21 protein-coding genes are annotated in these 20,268 nt (G+C 53.5%); 6 read left to right on the forward strand and 15 right to left on the reverse strand.

Annotation, left to right across the window (positions count from 1 at the left end; all coding sequences use genetic code 11):
* The first annotated feature begins 165 nt into the window (after positions 1-165).
* On the forward strand, positions 166-1,041 hold the full coding sequence (locus KNO58_RS08655) for a chemotaxis protein CheV (RefSeq protein ID WP_214753492.1): 876 nt from the start codon (positions 166-168) through the stop codon (positions 1,039-1,041).
* Positions 1,042-1,084: 43 nt separating this feature from the next.
* Here the strand turns inward: KNO58_RS08655 and KNO58_RS08660 are convergent, their stop codons facing one another.
* On the reverse strand, positions 1,085-1,462 hold the full coding sequence (locus KNO58_RS08660) for an Hpt domain-containing protein (RefSeq protein WP_214753128.1): 378 nt from the start codon (positions 1,460-1,462) through the stop codon (positions 1,085-1,087).
* 141 nt (positions 1,463-1,603) lie between these two features.
* Here KNO58_RS08660 and KNO58_RS08665 point away from each other — a divergent pair, with 141 nt between their 5' ends.
* The gene (locus KNO58_RS08665) at positions 1,604-2,539 is read left to right on the forward strand and encodes a magnesium transporter CorA family protein (protein WP_214720437.1); all 936 of its coding nucleotides are present in this window, start codon (positions 1,604-1,606) and stop codon (positions 2,537-2,539) included.
* 38 nt (positions 2,540-2,577) lie between these two features.
* On the opposite strand, the gene KNO58_RS08670 is transcribed toward KNO58_RS08665, so the two are convergent.
* Positions 2,578-3,690: a PP2C family protein-serine/threonine phosphatase gene (locus tag KNO58_RS08670; protein ID WP_214753130.1), complete on the reverse strand. Its 1,113-nt coding sequence runs from the start codon at positions 3,688-3,690 to the stop codon at positions 2,578-2,580.
* Positions 3,691-3,851: 161 nt separating this feature from the next.
* Between KNO58_RS08670 and ytzI the strand changes: the two genes are divergently transcribed.
* On the forward strand, positions 3,852-4,019 hold the full coding sequence (ytzI, locus tag KNO58_RS08675) for a YtzI protein (protein WP_021067657.1): 168 nt from the start codon (positions 3,852-3,854) through the stop codon (positions 4,017-4,019).
* Positions 4,020-4,044: 25 nt separating this feature from the next.
* On the opposite strand, the gene KNO58_RS08680 is transcribed toward ytzI, so the two are convergent.
* Positions 4,045-6,171 (reverse strand): DNA topoisomerase III, encoded by a 2,127-nt coding sequence (locus KNO58_RS08680; protein WP_214753132.1) that lies wholly within the window; start codon positions 6,169-6,171, stop codon positions 4,045-4,047.
* Positions 6,172-6,297: 126 nt separating this feature from the next.
* Here KNO58_RS08680 and KNO58_RS08685 point away from each other — a divergent pair, with 126 nt between their 5' ends.
* Positions 6,298-7,167, forward strand: coding sequence for a DMT family transporter (locus KNO58_RS08685; RefSeq protein WP_214753134.1), 870 nt, complete (start codon positions 6,298-6,300; stop codon positions 7,165-7,167).
* Here the strand turns inward: KNO58_RS08685 and KNO58_RS08690 are convergent.
* The 3 genes from KNO58_RS08690 to KNO58_RS08700 form a co-directional block, all read right to left on the reverse strand.
* Positions 7,162-8,544 carry an MATE family efflux transporter gene (locus KNO58_RS08690; protein ID WP_214753136.1) on the reverse strand — a complete coding sequence of 461 codons (1,383 nt, stop codon included), beginning with the start codon at positions 8,542-8,544 and terminating at the stop codon, positions 7,162-7,164. The two genes, KNO58_RS08685 and KNO58_RS08690, sit on opposite strands and share 6 nt — an antisense overlap.
* Before the next feature lie 81 nt (positions 8,545-8,625).
* Positions 8,626-9,879, reverse strand: a complete 1,254-nt coding sequence (locus KNO58_RS08695) for a peptidase U32 family protein (protein ID WP_214753138.1) — start codon at positions 9,877-9,879, stop codon at positions 8,626-8,628.
* A gap of 9 nt (positions 9,880-9,888) precedes the next feature.
* The gene (locus KNO58_RS08700; RefSeq protein WP_214753140.1) at positions 9,889-10,791 is read right to left on the reverse strand and encodes a peptidase U32 family protein; all 903 of its coding nucleotides are present in this window, start codon (positions 10,789-10,791) and stop codon (positions 9,889-9,891) included.
* A gap of 150 nt (positions 10,792-10,941) precedes the next feature.
* On the opposite strand from KNO58_RS08700, the gene KNO58_RS08705 reads away from it, so the two are divergent.
* The gene (locus KNO58_RS08705; protein ID WP_251026160.1) at positions 10,942-11,736 is read left to right on the forward strand and encodes an SDR family NAD(P)-dependent oxidoreductase; all 795 of its coding nucleotides are present in this window, start codon (positions 10,942-10,944) and stop codon (positions 11,734-11,736) included.
* Positions 11,737-11,803: 67 nt separating this feature from the next.
* Here KNO58_RS08705 and KNO58_RS08710 read toward each other — a convergent pair whose 3' ends face one another.
* From KNO58_RS08710 to KNO58_RS08750, 9 genes are all read right to left on the reverse strand, one after another.
* Positions 11,804-12,124: a hypothetical protein gene (locus KNO58_RS08710; protein ID WP_214753142.1), complete on the reverse strand. Its 321-nt coding sequence runs from the start codon at positions 12,122-12,124 to the stop codon at positions 11,804-11,806.
* A 35-nt stretch (positions 12,125-12,159) separates the two neighbouring features.
* Positions 12,160-12,705: a hypothetical protein gene (locus tag KNO58_RS08715; protein ID WP_214753144.1), complete on the reverse strand. Its 546-nt coding sequence runs from the start codon at positions 12,703-12,705 to the stop codon at positions 12,160-12,162.
* A complete protein-coding gene (locus KNO58_RS08720) occupies positions 12,681-13,640 on the reverse strand; it encodes an ATP-binding cassette domain-containing protein (protein WP_214753146.1) in 960 nt (319 codons plus the stop codon). Before KNO58_RS08720 ends, KNO58_RS08715 begins: the two co-directional genes overlap by 25 nt.
* Positions 13,609-14,277 carry a hypothetical protein gene (locus KNO58_RS08725; RefSeq protein WP_214753148.1) on the reverse strand — a complete coding sequence of 223 codons (669 nt, stop codon included), beginning with the start codon at positions 14,275-14,277 and terminating at the stop codon, positions 13,609-13,611. Before KNO58_RS08725 ends, KNO58_RS08720 begins: the two co-directional genes overlap by 32 nt.
* The gene (locus tag KNO58_RS08730) at positions 14,255-14,665 is read right to left on the reverse strand and encodes a DUF4430 domain-containing protein (protein WP_214753150.1); all 411 of its coding nucleotides are present in this window, start codon (positions 14,663-14,665) and stop codon (positions 14,255-14,257) included. Before KNO58_RS08730 ends, KNO58_RS08725 begins: the two co-directional genes overlap by 23 nt.
* On the reverse strand, positions 14,662-15,552 hold the full coding sequence (locus tag KNO58_RS08735) for a hypothetical protein (RefSeq protein WP_214753152.1): 891 nt from the start codon (positions 15,550-15,552) through the stop codon (positions 14,662-14,664). The genes KNO58_RS08730 and KNO58_RS08735 overlap by 4 nt, the downstream gene beginning before the upstream one ends.
* 1 nt (position 15,553) lies before the next feature.
* Complete coding sequence (gene rnz, locus KNO58_RS08740) at positions 15,554-16,459, reverse strand: ribonuclease Z (RefSeq protein WP_214753154.1); 906 nt, start codon at positions 16,457-16,459, stop codon at positions 15,554-15,556.
* A gap of 293 nt (positions 16,460-16,752) precedes the next feature.
* Positions 16,753-17,883, reverse strand: coding sequence for a M20/M25/M40 family metallo-hydrolase (locus KNO58_RS08745; protein WP_214753156.1), 1,131 nt, complete (start codon positions 17,881-17,883; stop codon positions 16,753-16,755).
* A gap of 179 nt (positions 17,884-18,062) precedes the next feature.
* Positions 18,063-19,052 (reverse strand): aromatic acid exporter family protein, encoded by a 990-nt coding sequence (locus KNO58_RS08750; protein ID WP_214753158.1) that lies wholly within the window; start codon positions 19,050-19,052, stop codon positions 18,063-18,065.
* A 68-nt stretch (positions 19,053-19,120) separates the two neighbouring features.
* Here KNO58_RS08750 and KNO58_RS08755 point away from each other — a divergent pair, with 68 nt between their 5' ends.
* On the forward strand, positions 19,121-20,200 hold the full coding sequence (locus tag KNO58_RS08755) for an N-acetylglucosaminidase (protein ID WP_260570672.1): 1,080 nt from the start codon (positions 19,121-19,123) through the stop codon (positions 20,198-20,200).
* The last annotated feature ends 68 nt before the right edge of the window (positions 20,201-20,268 follow it).

The raw sequence follows: 20,268 nt of genomic DNA on the forward strand, positions 1-20,268 counted from the left end.
AATCGGTTGAACAACTATAAAGATTCAGTTTATGTAATGTAAACGGTTACGCGTCAATTTTTTGTCAATTCCGCCTCGACTTTGCCACTTTCAACTGAAGATGTTCATCAAATCGACCGATAGAAGAGATGAGAGTACGTGAACTAGGAGGGACCACCAGTGAGCATGGATCATAATATTTTACTTGAGGCAGGCACGAACGAATTAGAAATCGTCATTTTCCAGTCAGGCCCGTTCATTTTCGGGATTAACGTCATGAAGGTACGTGAGATTATCACGATGCTTCCCCTCACTCCGCTACCGGGCACGCCGGAAGCGATTATGGGCTTGATCGAGCTCCGTGGTGAGGTCATGACCGTCATCGATTTACCGATGGTCATCGGACATCCGCGTGACGCCGGAGACAACGACCGCTTGATCGTCTGTGAGTTTAACGGTGAGAAATCGGTGCTCCGCGTCGATCAAGTGACAGAGATTAAGCGTATCTCTTGGGAACAGATCGACACGCCGTCCGATCTCGCGCGCGGTATGCAAGGAATCACGAACGGGGTCGTCAAGACCGGCGACCAAATGATTATCCTCCTCGACTACGAGCGCATCGCCCTCGAACTGTCCCGTAAAGACATCATGGCCCGTGAATCGGTCAAACGACTCGGTGCCCGGGAGCGCTCAAACAAACATGTCTGGATCGCGGAAGACTCGGAGATGCTGCGGACACTCATCATCGATACACTCGATGATGCCGGCTATTTCAACACGACGATCTTCAATAACGGAAAGGAAGCGCTCGATGCGTTCGAACAGAGCGACGTCCATTGTGACTTACTGATCACCGATATCGAGATGCCGCAAATGGACGGATTGCATTTGACGAAACGACTCCGCGACATGGATCGTTTCGCCGACCTGCCAATCGTCATCTTCTCGTCACTCATCTCGGACGATTTGAAGCATAAAGGCGACGCGGTCGGGGCGAACGCCCAAATCACAAAACCAGAGATTGGCATCTTGATTGCCACACTCGACGAATTTTTAGCCTAATCCAAAAAAACGGGACGTCGCATCGTAGCGAAATCCCGTTTTTTTATGAAAATTTATTTAATCGCGCATCCCATTCCTGGTCGAAGCGTCGCATATCGGCTTCGATGTCGTCGAGAATCGGTTCGAGGTTTTCAATCTCGTTCGTCTCCCCAGCCATTTCGAGCTGATGGAACCGTGCAGCCGTCTCGTCGAGTCCGACCGAATAAGAGGCCCCTTTCAACAAGTGGGCGAGCTGTTCGATTTGTTCGTGGTCCCGTTCCGTCACCATGCGTCTCAATTCAGGGAATTTCGCCTCGAATTGGCGGATATATGTCTCGGCAATCTTTTTTAAGAAATCTTTATTTCCGCTAGCGATTTGATGGAGCTCCGCCAACTTTTCTTCGTTAAACAGAGCATTATGGGGTGTTTGTGACAACTCCATCCCTCCTTTACCTCAATCCTACTAACATTCCTACCCACTGTAGCATGTTTTCGAGAAAAAACAAAAAAACTCCTCTTTTTCCGATTGCACTCTCCCAGTCGCCTACCTATAATTAGGTTGAGCTAAGGTAGGAGGAACATTATGCTAACGATTTACCGTACCGACGCATCTGGGCGTGTCGACGAAATCGAAGATTTTGACAAAGGGAGCTGGATCCAACTCGTCAATCCGACGAAAGATGAGGCCGATCAAGTCATCGCCGCCTCCGGCATTCCTGAAGATTTCGTCTACGACCCGCTTGATATTGAAGAAAAACCGCGATTTGAAAAAGATGATGAGGGTCTCCTCATGATTATCGACGTCCCATATGTCGAAGAAGACGACACGGGACGCACCTACAATACGATTCCACTCGGTATCATCGTCACGGGGCGACATTTCATCACCGTTTGTTCGCGTGACCTTGACGTGCTCAACTTGTTCGCCAACGGAAAAGCCCGTCTGTTCCGGACGAACTATCGGAGCCGGTTCGTCTTCCAGATTTTGCACCGAGTCAGCATGACGTATTTGCGCTTCCTTCGCCAAATCGATCGGCGCATGGACGAGCTCGAGCAAGAGTTGCAACGTTCGATGCGAAATCAGGAAATCTTTCAATTGATGAACTTACAGAAGTCGCTCGTCTACTTCATGACGTCGCTCAAAGCGAACGACAGCGTCCTCGACCGCATCGTCAAGACACCGAGTCTCGAGAAGCACGAGGAAGACGAGGAACTGCTCGAGGACGTGTTCGTCGAGCACCGCCAGGCGATGGAGATGGCGTCGATTTATAACGATATCATCAGCATCAAGATGGACGCCTTCGGTTCGATTATCTCGAACAACGTCAACTTCGTGATGAAGTTCTTGGCTTCGATCACGATTGTACTCAGTATCCCGACGATGATTTCCGGGATATTCGGGATGAACGTCCAAGTGCCGTGGGAAGGCCAACCAATCGGCTTCGTGTTCGCCATCACGATGATGATCGGATTCTCAAGCCTCGCGTTTTACATTTTGTGGCGCAAACGATATTTCTAAAAAAAGATGGTGTTGCCCGTTGGGGCGACACCATCTTTTTACATCAATTTGACCGTGACGAGACACAAGTCATCATCAATCTCGATTTTCGGAACGAGCTGTTCGGCCACGTGACGGGCGTAGTCAAGCCCGTAAGAAGCGACGTCCTTCTCGAGCCAACGGATGCCGTCGTCGATGTCTTTGCTGTAACATTCCATCAATCCGTCCGTATACATATGCATCGTCATCCCCGGTTCGATGTCGACGACGTTTGACTCAAAATTCGGCTCCTCGAACATGCCGACCGGGACACCGGTCGTCTCAAGACGAGTCACGCCCGAGTCCGACGTCACGATGACCGGCGGGTGACCGGCGTTGACGTACTCGATTTGCCGTTTCGTCGTGTCGATATAACAATAGACGGCCGTGAAATAGCTCTGCATGTCCTCTCCCGAGAACAAGAATGTCATCTGACGGTTCAACTCACTCATCACATCTACCGGATATTGGACGTTGCTGACGAGACCGGGCAAAATCGAGCGGATGCCCATCGTAATCAACGCCGATGAGACACCGTGCCCCATCACATCGAAGATGATGACGCCGTAGCGGTCAGGGGCGACCTGGAACCAGGCGTACATGTCCCCAGCCAGTTTTTTGGACGGCAAGTATAGCGCCCGGACGTCAATCTCATCGTTGCTGATGGGCGGGGTCAACGCGCTCTGTTGAATCTTTTGCGCGAGATCGAGGTCGTATTGCAGCCGCGCCTCATATTTTTTCCGTTCGTCGACGGCCGCTTTATACCGGAGTGCGGAGCGGATTCGCGCGAGCAGTTCTGTGATTTTTATCGGTTTGGTCGTATAGTCGGACGCTTCGGCGTCGAGTCCTTCCGCGATCTGTTTTTCCTCGGTGCGACCCGAGACCATAATGACGGGAAGCTCTTCATAGCCGCTCATCTGTCGAATCCGTTTGCACGTCTCGATTCCAGAGATGCCTGGCATCTCGACATCAAGCAGGACAAGGTCGTATAGCGACGGGGCTTGCGGGTCCATCAGGAGCGCGAGCGCATCTTCACCACTCGAGACCGAAATCGTCTCATAATCATGTTGATGCAATAATTGTTCGAGAACCATCGTATTGACCGGTTCGTCGTCCACAATCAGAATCGCCATAGTCATCCCTACTTTCTCTGTCAGTGTTCTTCTATACGTTATTGTATCATATCTAATCGTTTCATTAGGTATTTCAATGCTGTGACAGTTCGATGTGGTTCAAAGATGGAGAATCTCGTCTGTTTTTGGCATACTAGAAGTACGAAAGCGAGGAATGCCGCATGGGATGGATATTCGCTGTGAGCGGTTTGATTATCTTGCTCGTCTTGATTGCTTCAATCGTCGTCATTCAAAAAGGGTATGCCTATAAAGATAACAAAGACGACATCGTGCTCGATTACGATGAGATCAATCGCCGCATCACTGAAGAAGAACAGCAGAAAAAATAGAGCCATCGGCGGATGGCTCTATTTTTTATTTGAATTCGAACCGAAGCGCCCCTTTTTCAAGGTAAAGCGCGGCCTCGAACGTCTTGTCCCCTTTTTTGAACGTGTGCACGTTCGATTGTCCGCCGTTGATCATCTGTTTCAGCTCATCCTTGGCAATCCCGACACCGAGCACTTGCTTCGACATCGTAAACTTGCACCCTTCGCGATAACCGCTACAACCAATGAACTTCGGATGCTCGACAAGTCCCTTGCCGCAACTCGGACAGACGCCGAACGAGGCTTTCGGCCGTGACGCCGCTTTTTTCCCGAAGCGTCGTGCCTCAATCGTGTAACCTTCCGGATTCGCCGTCTCGACGCGCGCTTTCGCTTCTTCGACGATGTGAATCGACATCTTTTTCGCCTGGTCGATGAATTCGGCGGCCGAAGCTGAGGCCTGTCCGATCTCGTTCAGGCGCTTCTCCCATTTTGCGGTCATGGCCGGCGAGGCGAGGATGCTGTCGCCGAGCACGTCAATCAACAGACGCCCCTTGTCGGTCGGGACGAGCTCTTTCTTTTGCAGGTCGACATAACCCCGCTTCTTCAATCCGTCGATAATATTGGCCCGCGTCGCCTCGGTGCCGAGCCCTTCGACCTCTTTCATGATGTGAATCAATTCCTCATCGTCGAGCTGTTTTCCGGCGACTTTCATCGCCATGATGAGCGCGCCTTCGGTATACCGTTTCGGCGGTTCCGTCTGTTTCGACAACACTTCGACTTTCTTTTCCGTCAATGGTTCTCCACATGTGAGCGCCGGGAGTTCGACGTCTTTGGACTTCATCTCGACGACTTGACGATAGCCCGGACTGACGACGACCGTCCCCTTTGCCCGGTACAAATCGTCCCCGTCCATAAGGTCGACCGTCGTTTTCTCAAGTTTGGCCGGTGGGGCGAAAGCAGCGAGAAAACGCCGATTGATTAAATCGTATAGCTTCGCCTCGTCCCCACTGAGTCGGGCCACATCCCCGCACGCCTCGGTCGGGATGATCGCATAGTGATCACTGACCTTTTTCGCGTTGACGTAGCGGCTGTTCCGGGACGGATTCTCGGTCAACACGTCCTTCAGTCCGGCGTATGCTGCAGACTTCAATAGGCGAGCTTTCGTCTGCGGGAACAGCGTCGCCTCATCCGGTGTGACGAAACTCGAGTCGGTCCGCGGATAACTGATCCAGCCTTTCGTATATAGCTTTTGGGCGATGTCGAGCGTCTTCTTCGCCCCGAAGCCGAATCGCTTGCCGGCCTCGGCCTGCAGACCCGATAAGCTGAACCAGAACGGCGGGTGTTCCGTCTTGTCTTCCTTGTCAATGGAATGGACGACGGCTGTCCCGCTTGCCCGGTCGACGACGGCGTCGGCTTGTTCGCGCGTCTTCAGTTTCGTCGTCTTTCCGAGCGTGTATTTCGCTTTGAACGTGCCACGTCCTTTTTGGAGCGTCGCCTCGACCTCGAAATACGGTTCCGGGACGAACTGTTTAATCTCGCGTTCGCGATTGACGATCAATGCGAGCGTCGGTGTTTGGACACGACCGAGCGAGAATACGTCTTCGATGCCAATCGTCTTCAATAGCGTCGTATACGCGCGGGAAGCGTTCATACCGACGAGCCAGTCTGCGCAGGCGCGACTCATCGCCTCGTGATAGTACGGGACCGTCTGGTCGCCCGGCAATAGCGCGGCGAAACCACGGTCGACCGCCTGCTCGGTCAAACTCGAAATCCATAGGCGCGACAACGGTTTTTGATTGCCGGCGAGCCGTAAAATGAGCCGCACGATGGCTTCCCCTTCCCGCTCGGCATCGGACGCGATGATGACGTCGGTGATGGATCGGTCGTGTAACCACTTCTTGATCGTCTGGAACGGTTTGGACTTGCCTTTCGAGATGCGATAGTCGAATCGGTCCGGGACAATCGGGAGTGACTCATATTTCCATGACTTCCATTCCGGCTTATAGTGGGACGGTTCTTGAAGTTCGCATAAGTGACCGACCGCCCAGACGACGATGGCGCCTTCCGGGAACCGGGCACAAGATGAAATTTCAATCTCGTCTTTTTTCTTTTTTGAAGGATACGGCGCAGCCAGTTTTTGAGCTTGCGACGGTTTCTCCGCAATGATTAATCTCATAGGATCCCTACTTTCAAAGTCATCCGAAATCTCTTGTCGGAACGACACTTTCGAGAAAGAATGTATTTTCTTATCTATTCTATAATATCATTAGAAGAGTATGTACAACAAAAAGGGGGATGTCTCTTGTCTTATCTTATCTTATTCGCCGCCGTCTTTTTCTTATCGACGAGCGTCTTGTTCGTCAAATGGACGTCCGCACCGGCCGAGACGGCCGCGTTTTACCGCATGCTCATCACTTGTCTGATGTTGTTGCCCTTCGTCGACTTCAAGTCACTCCTCGGGACACGTCTCATGACGCGGTACGCCTTGTTGCTCAGCGGGACGTTGCTCGCGTTTCATTTTTGGCTCTGGTTTTTATCGCTCGATTATACAACCGTCGCCAGCTCGACCCTATTCGTCACCTCGAGCCCGATTTTTGTCTTAATCGGAAACGCCTTGATTTTTAAAAAGAATCCGACCCGTAAAGGCTTGGCCTTCGCGCTCATCGCTGTCATGGGCGGCATGCTTGTCGCGGCCGGCGACATTCAACTCGGACGTGAAGCGTTATTCGGCGACTTGCTCGCCTTAATCGCCGCGCTGCTCATTGCCGGCTATTGGCTTGTCGGTCAACACGTCCGGACCGAGATGAACACGAATACATATTCGTTCAGCGTCTATCTCGTCGCCGCGGTCGTTCTCTGTTTCATGCTCCTCGTCCGGGGGACGACGTTCACCGCGTTCGAATCGGTCAACTGGTGGTACTTCCTCGCCCTTGCCTTCTTCCCGACGATTTTAGGGCATAACTTGTTCAACTATGCGCTCGCCCGTGTCAGTGCGACCGTCGTCAGCATCACGATTCTAGGGGAAGCGCTATGGGGCATGCTATTCGGATTCGTCTTCTTCGAAGAACGCCTCGGCGTCATGCAATGGATTGGTGCGGCCGTCCTGCTCGGCGGGATTTACTTATTCCTAAAAGAAGACGCCCGCTCTACAAGAACGGACGTCGCTTCATAAATTGGTTGCCTTCGCTTCGACTTCGTCTTCAGACGGGCGGAACAATAACTTGCGGTCCCACACCGCCATGCCGACCGCCGTCAAAAAGGTCATCGCATCAGCGATTGGAAACGCGAGCCACACCCCGAATACGCCGAAGAAGTTCGGCAAGATGAACACGAGCGGAATCGTATAGAGCGTTTGCCGCGACAGCGACAAGAACATCGCGACCCGAGCCTTACCGAGTGATTGATAGATGCCGTTGACGAGCATTTGGACGCTCGGGAGGAACGAGACGGCGAACAACACATGAATCGCCGTCACACCACCGGTAATCAAGTTGGCGTCGGTCGTAAACATACGCATCAGCTGTTCTGGAATCAATTGGAGCGTCAACCAGATGATGACGGCGATGGCGATTCCGGCCCGCATTGCCGTCCAAATCGTCTCTCGCATCCGGTCAAATTGTTTGGCCCCAAAATTGTAGCCGACAATCGGCTGCATGCCTTGAACGATGCCCATGATCGGCATGCCGACGAGCGCCATGAATTTATTGATGATCGCGAAGATGGCAAGTTCCTCGGTGCCCCCATACGTTCCGAGCATGACGTTGACCCCGACGAATAAAATTGACTGCGACACCATCATGATGAACGAAGACGACCCAATCGCCATAATCTCTTTCAACTCGCCAAACCGCAATCGAAATTTCCGCCATTGGAAATCGAGCTCGGTGCGGCGATTTTTTGCGAAGAAGAAACGGAGCATGAGCACCGACCCGACGACTTGGGCGAGCGCCGTCGACCAAGCCGCCCCGTAAATGCCCCAACCGAACGTGAAGATGAACAGCGGCGTCGTCACCAAGTTGACGACGACGGTCGTGAGCATGACCTTCATCTGATAGGGCGCCTGCCCCTCGGCGCGCACCATCGCGCTCGCCGCAAGCGTGAACATGAAGAACGGCGAGCTGATGAGCACGACCGATAAGTATTGTCGACTCAATTCCATGATGGCCGACGTCGCACCGAACACTTTCAAGATGTCATCGAGCATGAAAAAGGCGGAACTGACCGCGAAGGCGGCGAACACGCCGACGAGGACGAGCACGTTCAGAAACGTGACAGCAGCCCCGGCATCGTCGCCTTTACCGAGTTTTCGTGAACTGATGGACGCCCCGCCCAATCCGACCGCACTCGAGACGGCCATGAGAATCATTTGAATCGGGAACGCAATCCCGATGGCGGCCACGGCGGATGCCCCGATACCGCGGGCGACGAAGATTGTATCAATGATATTGTACAGTGCCGTCACCAACATCCCGATCATCGCCGGTAGCGACAGCTTGAACAGCAGGCGTCCGATTGGGTCGGTCCGGAGCTGCTCCGTATTTTGATTCATGCTTCCATCCCCTTTGTCGTCTATGTTAACAGGGTAGCAAGATTGGATGGAACGGTCGACTATGTTGTCTTGCCGGATGTGTCAGACTTGACTCGGCACGGGCGTGTTCACGGCACACGCTTTTCGCTTACGCATGATGAAATCGGTCGCGACCGGTTGCTCGACCTTGACGCGCACCGTCATCATCGCCTGGTTCGCCGTCTCAATCACGGCTCCCATCTCATCGTATAGTTCATCAACCTTTTGCGTGAATCGCACAAAACCGGGCCCGAAGAACTCGACTTCTTCCCCGCGCCGGAAATGGTTCCGTTGCTCGAGTGTCGCCAGCTGTGTCGACGCATCATACGAGATGACGCGGGCCGCGAACGCATACTGTGGGATGACACGCGGTTTGCCGAACAGTTGCTCGTTTTCGGTTGGGACGCCGTAATAGAACCCGGTCGCGAGTTCCCGTTGTGCCGCTTTCCAAATCTCTTCTTCCCAGGCCGGGTCGAACACGAAGCCATCAGGATCATCACAGTACGCATCGATGACTTGCCGATAGACGTTACAGACTGTCGCCACGTAATGAATCGACTTCATCCGGCCCTCGATTTTCAAGCTGTCGACACCCGCCTCGACCAAATCTGGGATATGGCGCACCATCGCCAAATCGACCGAGCTCATCGAGAACGGTTCCTCGTCGCGTGCCACCATCTCATCGGACAAGAGCTCGTCCGCCTCGAAGAAGCCATACTTCCAACGGCACGATTGGGCACAGCCACCCCGGTTCGCATCGCGGAGCGCCATGTGGTTCGATAGCGTGCAGCGACCCGAGTACGAGATACACATCGCCCCGTGGACGAACGTCTCAATCTCGACATCGACTTGCCGTTTCATCTCCTTGATTTCTTCCATCGATACTTCGCGGGCGAGGACGATCCGCTCCAATCCTTCCTCTTGCCAAAAGCGGAGCGTCTCATAGTTTGTCGCTGACGCCTGCGTCGACAAATGGACCGGCAGCCCAGGCGCCTCCGTGAGGCAGACCTCAATCATGGCCGGGTCGGAGACGATGACGGCATCGATGCCGATATCGCGAAGCTGACAAAAGAACTCACCCGCACCTTCGATATCCCCTTCATGGGTGACCATATTCGCGGCGACATACACTTTTGCCCCGCGTGCATGGGCGAAGGCAACGCCTTCGGCCATCTCGTCATAACCGAAATTGCCGGCTCGCGAGCGGAGCCCAAACTGTTGTCCCCCGATAAAGACCGCATCGGCCCCATACAAAATCGCCATCTTCAATTTTTCTAAGTTGCCGGCCGGTGCTAATAATTCTGGACGTTTTTTCATCTCAATCCCTCACTTGATCTCTTCTGGATTTCGTAACAATAGTCCCGTCCCGAGCCTAAATCGTTCCGGTTGCAGTTCGGCGAAACGACGTTCCATGACGTGACGGTCGAACCGACCGTTCAACAAATCTGAACGGGCCTTATCGAACAGGCGGACGATGTCGACGAACGCGTCACCTGCGTGCCAGCCCTCGAGTTTCCACGTGTGTAGCCCACCCTTCAACAGGACGGGCAATTGTCCCATGAGCGTCAAATCCTCAGAGAACACATGCGTCCCATTTTCATCTTCATATACCGGATAGCGGCTGGCCGCGTCCGATGGTTCACTGATGTAATACTCACGCTTTTGCGCCCCGTCACTCGGCCGACCAATTTCATTGAAATAGTTCGTCAACAGCGGTCGCTTCGAGTGGTGGATGCATGTCGGGCCGTACACTTGGACTTCGACCGGCAATCCGATTTGTTGTTGAATCAAGCCGAGTTCGGTCAGCGTCACTTCACGGGCCGCGATGGCCCCGATGGCATCGCGCTTGCCCCAAAATTGAATGTGTCGGGCCGACGTGACGAGCGTTTGAGCATCATACCAATAGGGGATATTTGCATTACGGATTAAACGGATGGCGCCCGGATCACCGGCCGTCACACTGTCAACCCCAATTGATTTTAAAGCCGCTAAATAGTCGGGCAGCGTCTCAATCTGATGATTATGCATCAAATTATTGACGGCGACGGTCACTTCTTTGCCGTAACGGTGGGCAATCGCTGTGACTTCTCGCACAGCCTCCAACGACCAGTCTCCTTTGTGGCGTAACCCGTATGTTGCTTCTCCGATATAGATGCGGTCAGAGCCCGCCATCATCAGCGCTTCTGCTTGCTCAACGCCTTGTGCTGTAGTCACTAGCTGAATCATCATCTGGTTTCTTCTCCTCACTTTGTGAGCCTAATCACATATTCTCGCTATACTCTAGCATACGTATTGACACCGCGGCCGAGCAGGAATTTAACAACTCGTGAAGAAATCAGTAACAATGTATGACTTTTTACATCGAAGGAGTGGACGATTTTGACAAAAACTGCCCTAATCACAGGAGCCTCGACGGGAATCGGACTCGATTTGGCTGTCTTGGCGGCCCGGGATGGATTTGATTGTATCCTCGTATCCCGCAACGAACCACGATTGCACGAATTGAAAAAAGTACTGGAGAAGCGTTACCGCGTCAGCGTGCACGTCTTCGCCCTCGACTTGTCTGAACACCAAGCAGTAAAACGATTGACGAGTGCAATCGCCGATGCCGGACTGACGGTCGACTTTTTAATCAATAATGCCGGTTTCGGGACGGCCGGTGAGTTCATCGAGCTCGATGCCGAAACCGAGGCCGAAGAGGTCCGTTTGAACGTCAACGCCTTGACCGAATTGACGAAAGCTTATTTGCCGGACATGGTGGGACGGAATCATGGCTATGTGTTGAACGTCGCCTCGGTCGCCGCTTTCCAACCCGGTCCATATATGGCGGTCTACTATGCGACGAAAGCTTATGTGTTGTCGCTCACCGAGGCGCTCCATGCCGAAATGAAAGGGACAGGCGTGCATGTGAGTGTCCTCTGCCCAGGTCCGACCGATACCGGCTTCTTCAACCGGGCCGGCAGTGAGATGATGGTGTCAAAAATGCCGTCTCATCTCGTCGCCTTCTTCGGCTATAAAGGCGTCATGACCAACAAACGCGTGATCGTGCCGGGTGTCTCGAACCAACTGCTCGTCGCCGCGGCCAAGCTCATGCCGCGCGCGGTCAGCCTTGAGATTTTGCGTCGCTTCCAAAAACCATCGGATGGTGGATCAGAAGACGTCTCGACTGTCTGACCCGGTTAGATACGTACAAAAGGAGGAGGTTCCCACTCGGGACCTCCTCCTGCTTTATGTCAGTTGATTAAGACTTTGATAGCTGAATCATACGCCGGATGAGTGACACGCCCGGGATACACACCATCAGTGTCGTCGCCACGACGACCGACCAGGACAATGCGCTTTCGAGCGTGAGCGCCCGTTCCATCAACCCGCCAAGGACGCTTCCGCCTCGGACGGACAAGACGATCATGAGTGCCGGCCAGACGCTCGCCCCGAGGATACTGATCATCCCGTAGCGCGTCCGTAAGAGCCGACGTGACATCAAAAATAGATTGAGTCCCATAAACAACAGTCCGATGAAAAGAAACCAACCGATTTCAACCAGATTGACGTATCCGCTCATGCACGTGTCACCTCACTCGGTGTGATACCTTCTTGTTACCCGTCTTCCCGCACAAATATGCGAACGAACAAATCGTGCAACAAGATTAGGAAGACGGCGTTCCCGATGCCGTGGGCCACATCGAACGGTAGACTGAGCACGAGCAACTTGATAAAGTCGGCCCCGATGACCTCCGCGAACGAAAGATTGGCTGTCCAGCCATAGAGAAAACCGGACAAGAGCCCGACGACAGCAAGCATCCACCGCGAGCGCAGAAGCAGCGGCTTGAGCAGGATGACGACAAGAACGACGAGGAGCCAGCCTAAAAATTGAAACAAGACGAACGGTCCGAGTCCGAGCAACAGTCCCGATAAAATCGGGACAAACAACGCCAGCATGGCGGCGCTTGTGAAGCCGAAATACAGAGCCGTCAGCATGAGCAGCGCCGTCGACGGTTGCACGTTCGGGATGGCCACGAACAGCCAGCGCCCGATGACGGCCAAGGCGAGAATCTGCGTCAAGACGGCTATCGGGACATCCGTCCGCTCAAATCTCGACATGACCCCCGCCGCAATGATTAGGATGACGATGTATGTGACCATAGCGCGCTCCGTTCCGTATACTCGGCAACATCACCATCGAAGACGAGCGTACCGTTCGACAGGCAAAGAATTCGGTCCGCCGCCTGTATCAGTCGCTCATCATGGGTCGCACACAATATATGTGCCGTCGCGGCCTTCTCGATTAACGCCCGTTCAAACTGAGCTCGCTCTTGCTCGGTCAAACCGACGCTCGGCTCGTCCAACAAGAACAGCGAAGCCTCGGAATCGAAGACGGCTTGTAGTTGAGCGACGCGACGATTCGTCGCCTGCGGGAAAGGGCCGTACTCTTGTTCGGCCGGTAAATAGACCGGACGCTCGGTCCATTTGACCTTTCCATACAACGGACGCACACTTTTGGCAATCAATTCGAGCAACGTCGATTTGCCGCTCCCGTTCGTTCCGATACAGATGGTCAGTCCCGCCTGTTTCGCCTCGTATGATACATGCTCGACCGCATAGGACGCCTGTAACGGATGGCGATAAGACACGTCTGTGACGACTAGCTGCGGCTGGTTCACGGTCGGATTGACGTGGAACGCGTCGGACGGGGTATGTTCGCGCGCCCTGTCCGTGTAAGCGACCCGTACGCCGAGTGCGGTCAGTCGGCTAAGTAACATCGTCAAATGCTCGACCCGAAACCGATCCAAATGTCGGAACGGCTCGATTAAGACGAGCGACTCGGCTGAATCGGCGAGCGCGTGCGCGATGCGGACGAGTTGACGTTCCCCGCTCGAGCACTCGTCGAACCGTTTATGGAACAAGTGATCGATTTGGAGAATGGCGGCCAGTTCGGCGCCGCGCAGGGCGTCACTTCCAGAAATGAGCGTTGCGACCTTCCCGGCGAGCGGGGTATCGAGGCGGACGACTCGCGCTTGTTCCGCTTGAACCCACTCCCCGAATTCGTCATGTCCGTCTGCCAAGGATAACCAACGCATCGCGCACCCCTCCCTTCGTCAAATATGGATACAGTAGCCAAACGACCGGTGTGACCATCATCGCGATCGCCGCGAAACCAGCGAGGACGAAGCATTGGACCCAGTCGTGCTTTTCAAAGCGTCGCATCCGGTTCGTCACGTATATCGGCTCGAGACGTTGGCTGTCGATACCGACGACGACCGCCTCTTGCCAGTCCCGTCGCGGATGACTCGCCAACGATAGACGGACCGCCCGTTCCATCGTCGGGACGAGCGCCCACCCCCCGTAGAGCAATCGTGTGGAACGGGGCCACTTGTTCAAGAACGGCAATAAGCGTTCGAGACGCATGAATCGATTGACCCAAATCATACCGAACAAAAAAGTCGCCAGTGGAATCAATTGATTCGTGACACCCCCGAATGAAATCCGCCACCCGAGGGCGAACGGGGCGAGTGAAATCAATGAGAACGCGAGGATGACACCGAGCATCGCCAGCGGAAACCGTCGTTCGAGCAGCAACAAACCGACCAGACCGAGGAGGAGCCAAATCGAGTCATTCACGTACGTCAACACGTATAAATGGACGAGTAAGAAGAAAAGGAGCGTGACCGGATGTCTGCGCTCCCAATCTGCCTCATTCGAAGAAAGAAATCGCATCTTCTTCGAAGCGCCATTGAATGATGTCGGTCGATTCGACTTCTTTGGCTCCGGCGCCTTCATCGCCCGGACTACCATTGAATGCGTAAACCCAGCCCGAGGATTGTCCGGCCGACTTCTCTTCGATGCCGTCAATCGCCGTCACATACGTCATCTCGCCGTTACCGACCGATTCGATGTCGAGCTCGGTCGCTTCGAGGGCATCGAGCACCGTCGCCCCCTCTTCCAAGCAGACACTCTTTTCATTGAACAACGTCTCTTCGGTCGACGCGTTGTAGACGGAAATCGTCGGCTCGACGCCGCAAGCCGCTTCCTCGGTCGAGGTCGTGTCCCCTCCGCATGCGGTCAAAAGGGGGACGAGTAAACTCATCAGGAGCAATTTTTTCATAAATCAGTCAAATCCTCTCGTTGATGGATAGAGTAATTGTATAGAATCGTATATTTCTCGCCTGTCGTCCGCCCTTGCTGGCTCAGCCCCGACAGTTGAATACTGTTGGCAAGTACCGGTTCGCGTTGCAACCAAAACTTGACAAGACGATTGTCCCGATTGATCATGAGCATCGACTCGTTCTCGAACGTGTACATGTCATACAGTCCATCGAATGAGAGTTGCAACAATGGCGCATCGACTTGTGACGTAAACTCGGACCAGTCCGGTTTCCGGATGGCGTCGAGCATATGTTGAAAGTCGACGAGCTTCTCGAAGAAGGCACTGCCCGAATCTTTGTTCAGTTCATCGACTTGACGATACGTCAGCTCGCCCGACTCGTCATAGTTGATTCGAATCTGTTGGAACGAGTTCGCGCGTTCGACCATGAGCAAATATTCGAGCGAACGGAGCTCACCGTCCTCAGTGAAAATCATTTTGCTCCGGTCGAGTTTGATCGAGTCACTATTGATGCGGCGCAGGATGTTGTCCGTCATCTCGTCAAACGTCTCGTCTTGAATCGACACCGGGCCAATCTGTTGTGATTCGGCCCGGAATTCGGATTGATCAAACAGCGGGACGAACAACAGGACGATGAAGAAAAAGAAGCCGACGAGCGCGCCGTACCATTTATAGCGGCTGTTGCGTTTCGGGAAAAATAAGAACGACATCAAAAAACCGATTGGTATATGAAAGCCGCCGATCGGGAACGAAACGATCCCGAGCAATGAGAAAAATAAAAATTTGATAAAAAAGTTCGGTTCCGGTTCTTTCAGTTGATTCAAGCGTAAACCTAGCAACGTACTGATGACGAAAAAGCCTAGCCATACGTATAGTTGTACTGTCACGTTAATCCCCCACTGTAAACTCGAAGAAGTCACTGGCTACATGGCTGTCTGGAAACACGGTGCGCACTTCGTCGACGAACGCCTCGTCCCGGCCTTGGTAGCGGGCCGAGATATGAGTGACGATCAAACGCCCAACTTGCGCCGTTTTCGCGAGCGTCGCCGCCTCGACTGTCGTCGAGTGACCGTATTGACGGGCGAGCTTCGCCTCAGCTTGCATGAACGTCGCTTCATGGACGAGCACATCGACCCCTGCGGCGAGGACCGCGGCGTTCGGACAAGGGACCGTATCGCCTAGAATCGCCACGACCGGTCCTGGGACCGCGTCAGTGACGTATTCTTTAGAGGCGTAGGTTTTCCCTTCAAACTCGAACGTGTCAGACTGCTTGATCGTCCGATAAATCGGTCCGCTCGGGATGCCGAGCGCCTTCACTTTGTCGACGAGCAATGCGCCCGGTCGTTCCGGCGCTTCAATACGGAATCCGTACGACGGGAAGCGATGGTCGAGTCGTTTGACGATGACGAGGTGACCGTCCTGTTCGAACGTATCGCCGTCCTCGTACTCGACAATCGTCAAGTCATAGCCGAGATAAGAACCCGTCACTTTCATCGTCAACTCGAGCCATTTCTTGATGCCTTTCGGTCCATATAAGGTGAGCGGGCTCGACCCGTCGAGCGCTGAACGCGTCGACAAGAACCCGGGCAGACCGAAGACGTGATCGCCGTGAAGGTGTGTCACCCAAACGGCGGAGACTTTGCGCGGTTTTACTTTCGTATGCAGCATCTGGTGCTGCGTCGCCTCGCCACAATCGATGAGCCACGTCTGTTTCGCAAGCGTGACTGCCAACCCGGAGACGTTCCGTTGTTTCGACGGCATACCAGAGCCAGTTCCTAAAAATTGTAACTTCATAAATGATAATGTCCTTTCTTGTCGTCCATTCCATGCTATACTGTAGGCAATCGTTGAAAAAGGATGTGATCCGTGATGAAGAAAGTTGAACATTCCGACTCGATCTATCAACAGATCCGGGAACGGGCGACTTCAATGAATCGCAAACACCAACAAGAATTAGGCACCTCAATCCTCATTCACGACATAGCGATGGAACTTCACTGTTCAGACGAACTCGTTTTAGAATCGTTGGAGTTCGCCGCATAATAGCTCGAACACATAGGAAGAGCCGACATCACGTCGGCTCTTTTTCATTTCGTTTTCGGTGTCGCGACGAGCTCGACAATTTGAACGACATATTCAACCAACTTGTACAGTTCGACGAGTGGCATACGCTCGTTCGTCGTATGAATTTCTTCATATCCAACAGCAAGGTTGACGGTCGGAATCCCGCCGCCGGCAATCACGTTCGCATCCGAACCGCCGCCTGAATGCAAGATTCGAATTGGACGGCCAATCGCTGTCGCGGCTGCTTTCGCCACTTCGACGACTTCGTCCCCTTCTTCGAACTTGAAGCCTGGGTACATGATGTCGATGTCGACTTCCGCACGTCCGCCATGTTCTTCAGCTGCGTCAAGATATGCTTGTTTCATCGCTTCGGCTTGTGCTTCCATCTTATCGTGGATAAGCGAGCGGGCCTCCGCGAGCACTTCGACGTAGTCGCAGACAATGTTCGTGGCACGGCCGCCTTCGAAGCGTCCGATGTTTGCCGTCGTCTCCTTATCGATTCGACCTAGCTTCATCTTCGCGATCGCTTTCGCCGCGATTTGAATCGCAGATACACCTTTTTCCGGGGCAACACCGGCATGAGCTGTCTTGCCATAGATTTTGGCGTTCACTTTCGCCTGAGTCGGAGCTGCGACGATGATGTCGCCGACCGGGCCATCCGAATCGAGCGCGAAGCCGAACTTCGCATCGATTTTCGAAAGATTGAGTACTTTTGCCCCGACGAGCCCAGATTCTTCCCCGACCGTGATCACAAATTGGATTTGACCGTGCGGAATCGCTTGCTCCGTCAACACGCGAACGAGTTCGATCATCGCCGTCAATCCGGTTTTATCATCCGCCCCGAGGATGGTCGTCCCGTCCGTCACGACGTAACCGTCTTGAATGCTCGTCTTGATTCCTTTACCAGGTGTGACCGTATCCATATGCGCCGTGAAATAAATCGGGTCGACGCCTTGTTTTGTAGCCGGTAGCGTAATAATCAAGTTGTTACCTGAATGAGCCGTTTTCGTCGACGCATCGTCTTCATAGACGTCGCATCCGAGCTCTGTGAAGACCGCCTTTAAATGCTCACAGATGACTGCTTCTTCTTTCGTCTCTGAGTCGATCCCGACCAGTTGTAAAAATGTGTCAAGCACTCGTTTCTCGTTTACCATGAAAACATCCCTCCATCCAAACATTTCTAGGTTATTATAACAAACTCGTGCCGTTTGCACGAACCTTTTCCATTCTGTACAATGAGGACAAACACATTTGGAGGAACGTCATGAGTAATAAACAGAAAAAGCGTCAACGCATCATTCAAATCGGTGTCGTCGTCATCGTATCCATCTTTTTATTGAGCACGTTTTTGTCTGGGATGGCCATGTTCCTGTAATAGCAGGATATACCGCTCTTTCAAAATCAAGTAGCTCTTCACGTCTGACAAGATATTTAATAGCGATGAACGTACCTCAAATTCCTCACGCGATGTGGGAAGGGGTACGTTTTTTCGATAATGCTCAATCGTCTCTTCGAGCTCCCGTAGGAACGTCGAAGCGTCGGCCCGTTGGTTGACGTTATCCCCGACGCGTCGGAGGAATGTCGCCACCGGTTTGGCCTCATTGACGACCATCGTGATTTCCCGAGAGTTCTCGGCGATACGCTTCAAGATGTCATATTGCCGTTCCCGCATCCGAAAGTACAAATAATCCATGTCCTCGTTCCGCTTCCCAATCGAGTTCCCCATGCGACGGAGCGCGAGATCTTTCCCTTGTTTCAAATAATCCCGCGTCTTCAAAAGCATCATCGAATGGTCGTTATAGACGCCCGTCTCGACACAGGCGGCCACATCATAAAAGTGAACGGCGAGGGCCCGGTCGATATTGTCCTTGATGCGCTCAATCTCTTTATCGAGTGTCGGCATGTACATGTTGACGACAAGTCCGACCCCGACGCCGATGGCGATCAATAACAATTCGTTGACGAACAGGTCGAGCGAGAAGCGCCCTTCCGTGTACAGATGGGTCAAGATGACGACACTCGTGATCATGCCATCTTGCAGTTTGAGCTGTTGAACGAGCGGGATGAACATGACAAAATAAAGTGTGAGCGTCGCCGGTGAATAACCGAGCAAGGTGAACATCAATGCCCCCATGCCGATGGCAATCAGGCTGGCCATGACCCGCTCATAGGAAGCCCGAAACGACTTTTTCCGTGTCTCCTGAATACTGAGGATGGCGATGATCGCTGCGAAGACGTAGTAATCGAGATGAATCGTCTCGGAGATGAGCATGGCGATTCCGGCTGCCGCCGCAGTTTTGAGCGTGCGTGATCCGATTTTCATAAATATCTCCTCCTCTCTCACAAAATTGTTCACTAGTTTGTTCCGTTTGGCAATCCATATGTTTGGAAGTGATCGTATTGAAAAGAAAAAAACGCGGCGTGATTTCCACGCTGTTCACGCTCGCCCTCGCCGTTCTGGGCTTCCTGTGGCTCCAAGACCGTCCGAGCGGGTCGTATATCGTTCAGACGTATGATGGTGGTGACGTCTCGACCCGGTCGTTCGAAACGCTTGACGAGGCCCGGGCCTATATGGAACGGGGAGGCAATCGGGCGTTGCTCGATTCGTCAGGCGACGTCATCGACTTCACGGGCACCGGCATCGCCGTCACCCCGACCGACCGAATCACAAACTTGTATCAAGACGCCGAGTTCAAGCAACGGCAATCGTATGTTGCCGGCGGGACCCGTCTCCGTCTCGTGCAGACGACCGACACGCATTTGTTGGTGAACATCTCTGGTGCTGACGTCTACGTGAAACCGGCCGACATGACGCTATATCCGGACGCCGTCGTCGAGCGGCGCGGCTTTTATCAGATGCGGGACGGACAAGTGTTCCATACCGTCGAGGCGAACGGAAATTTGGCCGGCACATTCCTCGTCGGACCGGCCCCGCAAGAGTCGTCCGACCGCTATTACACCGAGGACGTGCGCGACGTGTTCGATTCGCCATATCAATTCGCCTCGATCGCGTCGAAGGCTCCGTATTCGGCTCGCGAGCTCGACGCATTCCTCGGCTCACTCGATGACAGCCCGCTCACTGGGAAAGGCGATGCCTTCAAAGACGCCGAGGCGGAGTTCGGCATCAACGCCTTGTTCCTCATGGCCGTCGCCGGACACGAGTCCGGGTTCGGTACGTCCGCCATCGCCCGGGAAAAGAATAACTTGTTCGGCTTCCAGGCGACCGACAACGACCCGAGCGGAAATGCGGCCGCCTATCCATCCGTCGAGGCCAGCATCGACGCGGCGGCCCGACTATTCGCCGAGAAGTACGTGACGGGCGTCTATGACCGTGGACCGTTCCCTGGCAATAAGCAAGCAGGCGTCAATGTGAATTACGCCTCTGACCCGTATTGGGGCGAGAAAGTCGCCGGGACGATGTATCGCATCGACCGTGATCTCGGATTGACCTATTTCGAACAGATGAAGTGATGGCCAAATGGCCGTCACTTTTTTTGCAGGAATCCCCCTAGCGCTGAGCGAATACATAAACTGAACGA

This window comes from Exiguobacterium sp. J17977, assembly GCF_018616375.1.
Taxonomy (GTDB): domain Bacteria; phylum Bacillota; class Bacilli; order Exiguobacteriales; family Exiguobacteriaceae; genus Exiguobacterium; species Exiguobacterium mexicanum.

Excerpts from the sequence above, each read along its gene's own strand:
- KNO58_RS08680 (WP_214753132.1), bottom strand. The coding sequence starts at position 6,171 with ATGAGATTAATCATTGCGGAGAAACCGTCGCAAGCTCAAAAACTGGCT.
- KNO58_RS08750 (WP_214753158.1), bottom strand. The coding sequence starts at position 19,052 with ATGAAAATCGGATCACGCACGCTCAAAACTGCGGCGGCAGCCGGAATC.
- KNO58_RS08655 (WP_214753492.1), top strand. The coding sequence starts at position 166 with ATGGATCATAATATTTTACTTGAGGCAGGCACGAACGAATTAGAAATC.
- KNO58_RS08670 (WP_214753130.1), bottom strand. The coding sequence starts at position 3,690 with ATGGCGATTCTGATTGTGGACGACGAACCGGTCAATACGATGGTTCTC.
- KNO58_RS08695 (WP_214753138.1), bottom strand. The coding sequence starts at position 9,879 with ATGAAAAAACGTCCAGAATTATTAGCACCGGCCGGCAACTTAGAAAAA.
- KNO58_RS08745 (WP_214753156.1), bottom strand. The coding sequence starts at position 17,883 with ATGGTAAACGAGAAACGAGTGCTTGACACATTTTTACAACTGGTCGGG.
- rnz (WP_214753154.1), bottom strand. The coding sequence starts at position 16,459 with ATGAAGTTACAATTTTTAGGAACTGGCTCTGGTATGCCGTCGAAACAA.
- KNO58_RS08730 (WP_214753150.1), bottom strand. The coding sequence starts at position 14,665 with ATGAAAAAATTGCTCCTGATGAGTTTACTCGTCCCCCTTTTGACCGCA.
- KNO58_RS08725 (WP_214753148.1), bottom strand. The coding sequence starts at position 14,277 with ATGCGATTTCTTTCTTCGAATGAGGCAGATTGGGAGCGCAGACATCCG.
- KNO58_RS08710 (WP_214753142.1), bottom strand. The coding sequence starts at position 12,124 with ATGAGCGGATACGTCAATCTGGTTGAAATCGGTTGGTTTCTTTTCATC.
- KNO58_RS08690 (WP_214753136.1), bottom strand. The coding sequence starts at position 8,544 with ATGAATCAAAATACGGAGCAGCTCCGGACCGACCCAATCGGACGCCTG.
- KNO58_RS08720 (WP_214753146.1), bottom strand. The coding sequence starts at position 13,640 with ATGCGTTGGTTATCCTTGGCAGACGGACATGACGAATTCGGGGAGTGG.
- KNO58_RS08715 (WP_214753144.1), bottom strand. The coding sequence starts at position 12,705 with ATGGTCACATACATCGTCATCCTAATCATTGCGGCGGGGGTCATGTCG.
- ytzI (WP_021067657.1), top strand. The coding sequence starts at position 3,852 with ATGGGATGGATATTCGCTGTGAGCGGTTTGATTATCTTGCTCGTCTTG.
- KNO58_RS08660 (WP_214753128.1), bottom strand. The coding sequence starts at position 1,462 with ATGGAGTTGTCACAAACACCCCATAATGCTCTGTTTAACGAAGAAAAG.
- KNO58_RS08665 (WP_214720437.1), top strand. The coding sequence starts at position 1,604 with ATGCTAACGATTTACCGTACCGACGCATCTGGGCGTGTCGACGAAATC.
- KNO58_RS08700 (WP_214753140.1), bottom strand. The coding sequence starts at position 10,791 with ATGATGATTCAGCTAGTGACTACAGCACAAGGCGTTGAGCAAGCAGAA.